Origin of the sequence: Pseudomonas sp. HMWF006, assembly GCF_003061205.1 — a bacterium.
GTDB lineage: Bacteria > Pseudomonadota > Gammaproteobacteria > Pseudomonadales > Pseudomonadaceae > Aquipseudomonas > Aquipseudomonas monsensis.
The window spans coordinates 1-7,180 of the sequence record NZ_QAIU01000367.1; the positions used below are offsets into that span (position 1 = coordinate 1).

Below are 7,180 nucleotides of genomic sequence, written 5' to 3' on the forward strand. Positions count from 1 at the left end.
GGAGCAGACAACCCCTTCACGTCGGATTTCATGGGCTCAAACGGTGACAACCTGCAAGATCAGCGTGTCACCAGCGGTCCGTTTTCCAGGGAGCACTCACAATTCGATGTCAGGGTCTGGGACGAGGGCACTGGCAACACCGGCATTCGTCGAAATCTGGGGGCAAGCGGCGCACTGCCCACCCCGCTGGATGTTATTTCGACCCTGAACAGAACGCCTTACTGGATGGATGAAAGCGGCTGGGAAAACGTCTCGGAAAGCCTTTTGCACAATCCGGTACATGCCTGGATTGGCGGCAGCATGGCACAAGCCTCCTCACCCAACGATCCGATATTCTTCCTGCACCACTGCTACCTCGACTTGCTGTGGGAACGCTGGAAACATCAGCATGCTGGAACTCCAGGCTTTACCAATGGAGCTGGCTCGGCAGACACGAACGAAACCGCCCTGATCTTTCATCCTGCCAATGAACGGGCGCCCTGGGCGCAAACCTTTACCGTCCGACAAACCCTCTATACCGCGGAACTCGATTACCGGTATGACTACATCTGACTTTCAGTTACCTAGCGTCAGGCCGTTTGCCGGCAAGGGCAACGCCGTCTTGTAGCGCACCTGCTTGAGCGCAAAACTCGAGCGAATATTCGCCACCCCCGGCACCTTGGTCAGAAAGTCCATCATGAAACGCTCCAGCGACTGAATGGTCGGCACCAGCACGCGGATCAGATAATCCGGGTCACCCGCCATCAAATAGCACTCCATCACCTCCGGGCGATCGGAAATCGCTTCTTCGAAATGCTGCAACGCCTCCTCCACCTGCTTCTCGAGGCTGACGTGGATGAACACGTTGACATGCAGCCCCAGCAGGTCGGCGTCCAGCAGCGTCACCTGCTCGCGAATAAGCCCTAATTCTTCCATCGCCTTGACCCGGTTAAAGCACGGTGTCGGCGACAGATTCACCGAGCGTGCGAGGTCGGCGTTGGTGATGCGCGCGTTCTCTTGAAGGCTGTTGAGAATGCCGATGTCGGTACGGTCCAGTTTGCGCATGAGACAAAACCACCTGTTTTTTATGTTTATGCAGAATTTCTATCTGCAAATCGTCTCCAGCGCAACGAAACAGAGAGAAATATTCTTCTGGCCCGGGCCTATGATTGTTGTAGGACAAGATTTCTTTCACCCAAGAATGATTGCCAGCTCACTACAAGAAATTCACAAGATCGAGCGTAGAAGCCATGACCCAAGCGTATGAACCGCTGCGTCTGCACGTCCCTGAACCTTCGGGCCGCCCAGGCTGCAAAACCGACTTTTCCTACCTGCATCTGACCGATGCAGGCACGGTGCGCAAACCATCCATCGACGTCGAACCCGCCGACACCGCCGATCTGGCGCGTGGCCTGATCCGCGTGCTCGACGACCAGGGCAACGCCCTCGGCCCCTGGGCTGAAAACGTGCCGGTCGAGATCCTGCGCAAGGGCATGCGCGCCATGCTCAAGACGCGGATCTACGACAACCGCATGGTGGTCGCCCAGCGCCAGAAAAAAATGTCGTTCTACATGCAGAGCCTTGGCGAAGAAGCCATTGGCAGCGCTCAGGCCCTGGCCTTGAACATCGACGACATGTGCTTCCCGACCTACCGCCAGCAAAGCATTCTGATGGCCCGCGAAGTGCCGCTGGTCGACCTGATCTGCCAACTGCTGTCCAACGAGCGCGATCCGCTCAAGGGCCGCCAGTTGCCGATCATGTACTCGGTCAAGGACGCCGGTTTCTTTACCATTTCCGGCAACCTCGCCACCCAGTTCATTCAGGCTGTCGGCTGGGGCATGGCCTCGGCGATCAAGGGCGACACGAAAATCGCCTCGGCGTGGATCGGTGACGGCGCCACCGCCGAATCGGACTTCCACACCGCCCTCACCTTCGCCCACGTTTACCGTGCGCCAGTGATCCTCAACGTGGTCAACAATCAATGGGCGATCTCGACCTTCCAGGCCATCGCCGGTGGTGAAGCCACTACCTTCGCCGGACGCGGCGTCGGTTGCGGCATCGCTTCGCTGCGCGTGGATGGCAACGACTTCTACGCCGTGTATGCAGCATCTGCCTGGGCCGCTGAACGCGCCCGGCGCAACCTCGGGCCGACCATGATCGAATGGGTCACCTACCGTGCCGGCCCGCACTCGACCTCCGACGATCCTTCCAAATACCGTCCTGCCGACGACTGGAGCCACTTCCCGCTGGGCGACCCGATTGCCCGCCTGAAGCAGCACCTGATCAAGGTCGGCCACTGGTCGGAAGAAGAACACGCCGCCGTCAGTGCCGAGCTCGAAGCCGAAGTGATTGCCGCGCAGAAACAGGCCGAGCAGTACGGCACCCTCGCCGGCGGCCAGATTCCAAGCGCCGCGACCATGTTCGAAGACGTCTACAAAGAGATGCCGGAGCACTTGAAGCGCCAGCGTCAGCAGTTGGGGATCTGACATGAACGATCACAACAACAATATTCAGTTGGAAACCGCCATGACCACAACCACCATGACCATGATCCAGGCCCTGCGCTCGGCCATGGATGTGATGCTTGAGCGTGACGACAACGTGGTGGTGTTCGGTCAGGACGTCGGCTACTTCGGTGGCGTGTTCCGTTGCACCGAAGGCCTGCAGACCAAGTACGGCACCTCACGCGTGTTCGACGCACCGATCTCCGAGAGCGGCATCGTCGGTGTTGCCGTGGGCATGGGCGCTTACGGCCTGCGCCCGGTCGCCGAGATTCAGTTCGCCGACTACGTTTACCCGGCCTCCGACCAGATCATTTCCGAAGCGGCGCGCCTGCGTTATCGCTCGGCCGGTGAGTTCACCGCACCAATGACCCTGCGCATGCCATGCGGCGGCGGCATCTACGGCGGCCAGACCCACAGCCAGAGCATCGAGGCGATGTTCACTCAGGTCTGTGGTCTGCGCACCGTGATGCCGTCCAACCCGTACGACGCCAAGGGTCTGCTGATCGCCTCCATCGAAAACGATGACCCGGTGATCTTTCTTGAGCCAAAACGCCTGTACAACGGCCCGTTCGATGGTCACCACGACCGCCCGGTAACCCCATGGTCGAAACACCCGCAAGCCCAGGTGCCGGACGGTTACTACACCGTGCCGCTGGACGTCGCCGCGATCACCCGTCCGGGCAAGGACGTGACCGTGTTGACCTACGGCACCACCGTCTACGTCTCGCAAGTCGCGGCCGAAGAATCCGGCGTTGATGCCGAAGTCATCGACCTGCGCAGCCTGTGGCCGCTGGACCTGGAAACCATCGTCAAGTCGGTGAAGAAAACCGGCCGTTGCGTGGTGGTGCACGAAGCCACCCGCACTTGCGGGTTCGGCGCCGAACTGGTCGCGCTGGTGCAAGAGCATTGCTTCCATCACCTGGAAGCGCCGATCGAACGCGTCACCGGCTGGGACACCCCCTACCCGCACGCGCAAGAGTGGGCGTATTTCCCTGGGCCGTCCCGTGTGGGCGCAGCTCTGAAACGGGTCATGGAGGTCTGAATGGGCACGCACGTTATCAAGATGCCGGACATCGGCGAAGGCATCGCAGAAGTCGAACTGTCGCAGTGGCACGTCAAGGTTGGCGATCTGGTGGTTGAAGACCAGGTGCTGGCGGACGTGATGACCGACAAGGCCATGGTCGATATTCCATCGCCAGTGCACGGCAAGGTGATTGCTCTCGGCGGTCAGCCGGGTGAAGTGATGGCGGTCGGCAGTGTGCTGATCAGCATCGAGGTGGAAGGTGCCGGCAACTTGAAGGAGTCCGCCGCACCCGCGCCTGTCAAAGAGGCGCCGATTGCGCCGAAAGCTGAAGCGACGATCGAAAGCAAACCGGTCGCCGCTGCTGCACCGCGTCCGGCTGCCGTTTGCCAGGGCCCGATGGTTGCCCGTGAAGCCGATGAACGTCCACTGGCCTCCCCGGCCGTGCGCAAACATGCGCTGGATCTGGGCATTCAATTGCGCCTGGTACGCGGCACCGGCCCGGCTGGTCGCGTGCTGCACGAGGACCTCGAGGCCTATCTGGCGCAAGGTCAGTCGAACGCTTCGGCGCCGGCAGCCGCCGCTTACGCCCAGCGTCACGATGAAGAACAGATTCCAGTGATCGGCATGCGTCGCAAGATCGCCCAACGCATGCAGGACGCCACCCAGCGCGCCGCGCACTTCAGTTACGTCGAGGAAATCGACGTCACCGCGATTGAAGAGCTGCGCGCGCATCTGAATGAAAAACACGGTGCCAGCCGTGGCAAGTTGACCTTGCTGCCGTTCCTCGTGCGTGCGCTGGTCGTTGCCTTGCGCGACTTCCCGCAGATGAACGCCCGGTACGACGACGAAGCCCAGGTCATCACCCGCCTCGGCGCGGTACACGTCGGCGTCGCCACGCAAAGTGACGTTGGCCTGATGGTGCCGGTGGTGCGTCACGCCGAAGCCCGCAGCCTGTGGGACAGCGCTGCGGAAATCTCGCGCCTGGCGAATGCTGCCCGCAATGGCAAGGCCAGCCGCGACGAACTGTCCGGCTCGACCATCACCCTGACCAGCCTCGGTGCGCTGGGCGGCATCGTCAGCACCCCGGTGCTGAACCTGCCGGAAGTGGCAATCGTCGGCGTGAACAAAATTGTCGAACGGCCAATGGTCGTCAAAGGCCAGGTGGTGATCCGCAAGATGATGAACCTCTCCAGTTCCTTCGATCACCGCGTGGTCGACGGCATGGACGCGGCGCTCTTCATCCAGGCCATCCGTGGCTTGCTCGAACAACCCGCCACTTTGTTTGTGGAGTAAGGCATGCAAACTCTGAACACCACGCTGCTGATTATTGGCGGCGGTCCTGGCGGTTACGTCACGGCGATTCGCGCCGGGCAACTGGGGATTGCGACGATTCTGGTCGAAGGCCAATCGCTGGGCGGCACGTGCCTGAACATCGGCTGCATCCCGTCAAAAGCGCTGATTCATGTGGCCGAGCAGTTTCACCAGACGCAGCATCACAGCGAGCATTCGGCGCTGGGCATCAGCGTTTCGGCGCCGACCCTCGATATCACTAAAAGCGTTGAGTGGAAGGACGGTATCGTCGATCGCCTGACCACCGGCGTCGCCGCACTGCTGAAAAAGCACAAGGTTCAGGTCATCAACGGCTGGGCCAAGGTCATTGACGGCAAAACGGTTGAAGTCGGCGACACCCGAATCCAGTGCGAACACCTGGTACTCGCCACCGGTTCGACCAGCGTCAACCTGCCGATCCTGCCGATTGGCGGGCCGATCATCTCCTCCACCGAAGCACTGGCGCCGACGTCTGTGCCAAAGCGGCTGGTGGTGGTTGGCGGCGGTTACATCGGTCTGGAGCTGGGCATTGCTTACCGCAAGCTTGGCGCCGAGGTCAGTGTGGTCGAGGCGCAGGATCGTATCCTGCCGGCCTACGATGCCGAGCTGACACAACCAGTACACGAAGCCCTGAAGCAACTGGGCGTGAAGCTCTATCTCAAGCACAGCGTGCTGGGGTTCGACGGGACCTTGCAGGTGCGTGACCCGAACGGCGACACCCTGAATCTGCAAACCGATCAGGTGCTGGTGGCCGTCGGCCGCAAACCGAATACGCAGGGCTGGAACCTCGAAGCGCTGAACCTGGACATGAATGGCTCGGCGATCAAGATCGACAGCCGTTGCCAGACCAGCATGCGCAACGTCTACGCCATCGGCGACCTGAGCGGCGAGCCGATGCTCGCGCACCGGGCCATGGCCCAAGGCGAAATGGTCGCCGAGCTGATCAGCGGTAAACACCGCGAATTCAACCCGACCGCGATCGCCGCCGTGTGCTTCACCGACCCGGAACTGGTGGTGGTCGGCCAGACCCCGGACGAGGCCAAGGCCGCCGGACTGGACTGCATCGTGTCGAGCTTCCCGTTCGCCGCCAATGGCCGGGCGATGACCCTGGAATCGAAAAGCGGCTTCGTGCGGGTGGTCGCCCGTCGCGACAATCATGTGATTGTCGGCTGGCAGGCAGTGGGCGTCGGGGTTTCCGAGTTGTCGACCGCGTTTGCACAAAGCCTGGAAATGGGTGCGCGGCTGGAAGACATTGGCGGCACCATCCATGCGCACCCGACCTTGGGTGAAGCGGTGCAGGAAGCGGCGTTGCGTGCTTTGGGGCATGCGCTACACCTGTAAATCCGTCAAATGGAGGGTGGCAGTGATGGCCCCTTCGCGAGCAAGCTCGCTCCCACATTTGGAATGCATTCCCCTGTGGGAGCGAGCTTGCTCGCGAATTCCTGAGGGCAACACGATTTATCTGTGTGCCATCCGATAGTCCGGGCTGCGAAACCGCTCAAGAATGAAGTATTGTTGTGCCCATCCAAAAAACGTCAGAAGCCTTGAACCGTTTCGGCGGTTGTTCAGTGATAGAGGGTGTCATGGGTAACGAAAGCATCAATTGGGACAAGCTGGGTTTTGACTACATCAAGACCGACAAACGCTATCTGTCGTACTTTCGCGATGGCGAGTGGGACAAAGGCACCCTGACCGAAGACAACGTGCTGCACATCAGCGAAGGCTCGACGGCCCTTCACTATGGCCAGCAGTGCTTCGAAGGCCTGAAGGCCTATCGTTGCAAGGACGGCTCGATCAACCTGTTCCGCCCGGATCAGAACGCCGCGCGCATGCAACGCAGCTGCGCCCGCCTGCTGATGCCGCACGTGTCCACCGAGCAGTTCATCGAAGCGTGCAAGCAAGTGGTTCGTGCCAACGAGCGCTTCATCCCGCCTTACGGCACCGGCGGCGCGCTGTACCTGCGTCCGTTCGTGATCGGCGTGGGTGACAACATCGGCGTGCGTACCGCCCCGGAGTTCATCTTCTCGGTGTTCGCGATCCCGGTTGGCGCCTACTTCAAGGGCGGCCTGACCCCGCACAACTTCCAGATCTCCAGCTTCGACCGCGCCGCCCCGCAAGGCACCGGTGCGGCCAAGGTCGGTGGCAACTACGCCGCCAGCCTGATGCCGGGTTCCCAGGCCAAGAAGGCGCACTTCGCCGACGCCATCTACCTGGACCCGCTGACCCACAAGAAGATCGAGGAAGTCGGTTCGGCCAACTTCTTCGGGATCACCCACGACAACAAGTTCATTACCCCGAACTCGCCGTCGGTTCTGCCAGGCATCACCCGCCTGTCGCTGATCGA

7 protein-coding genes are annotated in these 7,180 nt (G+C 61.1%); 6 read left to right on the forward strand and 1 reads right to left on the reverse strand.

The window, feature by feature from the left end:
• Positions 1-552, forward strand: a 552-nt coding sequence (locus DBR24_RS15010) for a tyrosinase family protein (RefSeq protein WP_146189054.1), incomplete at its 5' end; no start/stop codon positions are given.
• A 3-nt stretch (positions 553-555) separates the two neighbouring features.
• Here the strand turns inward: DBR24_RS15010 and bkdR are convergent.
• A complete protein-coding gene (bkdR, locus tag DBR24_RS15015) occupies positions 556-1,044 on the reverse strand; it encodes a Bkd operon transcriptional regulator BkdR (RefSeq protein WP_007915088.1) in 489 nt (162 codons plus the stop codon).
• A 185-nt stretch (positions 1,045-1,229) separates the two neighbouring features.
• On the opposite strand from bkdR, the gene DBR24_RS15020 reads away from it, so the two are divergent.
• The 5 genes from DBR24_RS15020 to DBR24_RS15040 form a co-directional block, all read left to right on the forward strand.
• Complete coding sequence (locus tag DBR24_RS15020) at positions 1,230-2,465, forward strand: 3-methyl-2-oxobutanoate dehydrogenase (2-methylpropanoyl-transferring) subunit alpha (RefSeq protein ID WP_003224001.1); 1,236 nt, start codon at positions 1,230-1,232, stop codon at positions 2,463-2,465.
• A 1-nt stretch (position 2,466) separates the two neighbouring features.
• Complete coding sequence (locus tag DBR24_RS15025) at positions 2,467-3,525, forward strand: alpha-ketoacid dehydrogenase subunit beta (protein ID WP_123462612.1); 1,059 nt, start codon at positions 2,467-2,469, stop codon at positions 3,523-3,525.
• Complete coding sequence (locus tag DBR24_RS15030) at positions 3,526-4,800, forward strand: dihydrolipoamide acetyltransferase family protein (RefSeq protein WP_128615155.1); 1,275 nt, start codon at positions 3,526-3,528, stop codon at positions 4,798-4,800.
• Between the two features lie 3 nt (positions 4,801-4,803).
• The gene (gene lpdA, locus DBR24_RS15035; RefSeq protein WP_123462608.1) at positions 4,804-6,177 is read left to right on the forward strand and encodes a dihydrolipoyl dehydrogenase; all 1,374 of its coding nucleotides are present in this window, start codon (positions 4,804-4,806) and stop codon (positions 6,175-6,177) included.
• A 242-nt stretch (positions 6,178-6,419) separates the two neighbouring features.
• On the forward strand, positions 6,420-7,180 hold a 761-nt coding region (locus DBR24_RS15040), incomplete at its 3' end, for a branched-chain amino acid aminotransferase (protein ID WP_371921292.1).

Bases quoted from the DNA above. Each gene is read 5' to 3' on its own strand.
- bkdR (WP_007915088.1), bottom strand. From the start codon at position 1,044: ATGCGCAAACTGGACCGTACCGACATCGGCATTCTCAACAGCCTTCAA.
- DBR24_RS15020 (WP_003224001.1), top strand. From the start codon at position 1,230: ATGACCCAAGCGTATGAACCGCTGCGTCTGCACGTCCCTGAACCTTCG.
- DBR24_RS15025 (WP_123462612.1), top strand. From the start codon at position 2,467: ATGAACGATCACAACAACAATATTCAGTTGGAAACCGCCATGACCACA.
- DBR24_RS15030 (WP_128615155.1), top strand. From the start codon at position 3,526: ATGGGCACGCACGTTATCAAGATGCCGGACATCGGCGAAGGCATCGCA.
- lpdA (WP_123462608.1), top strand. From the start codon at position 4,804: ATGCAAACTCTGAACACCACGCTGCTGATTATTGGCGGCGGTCCTGGC.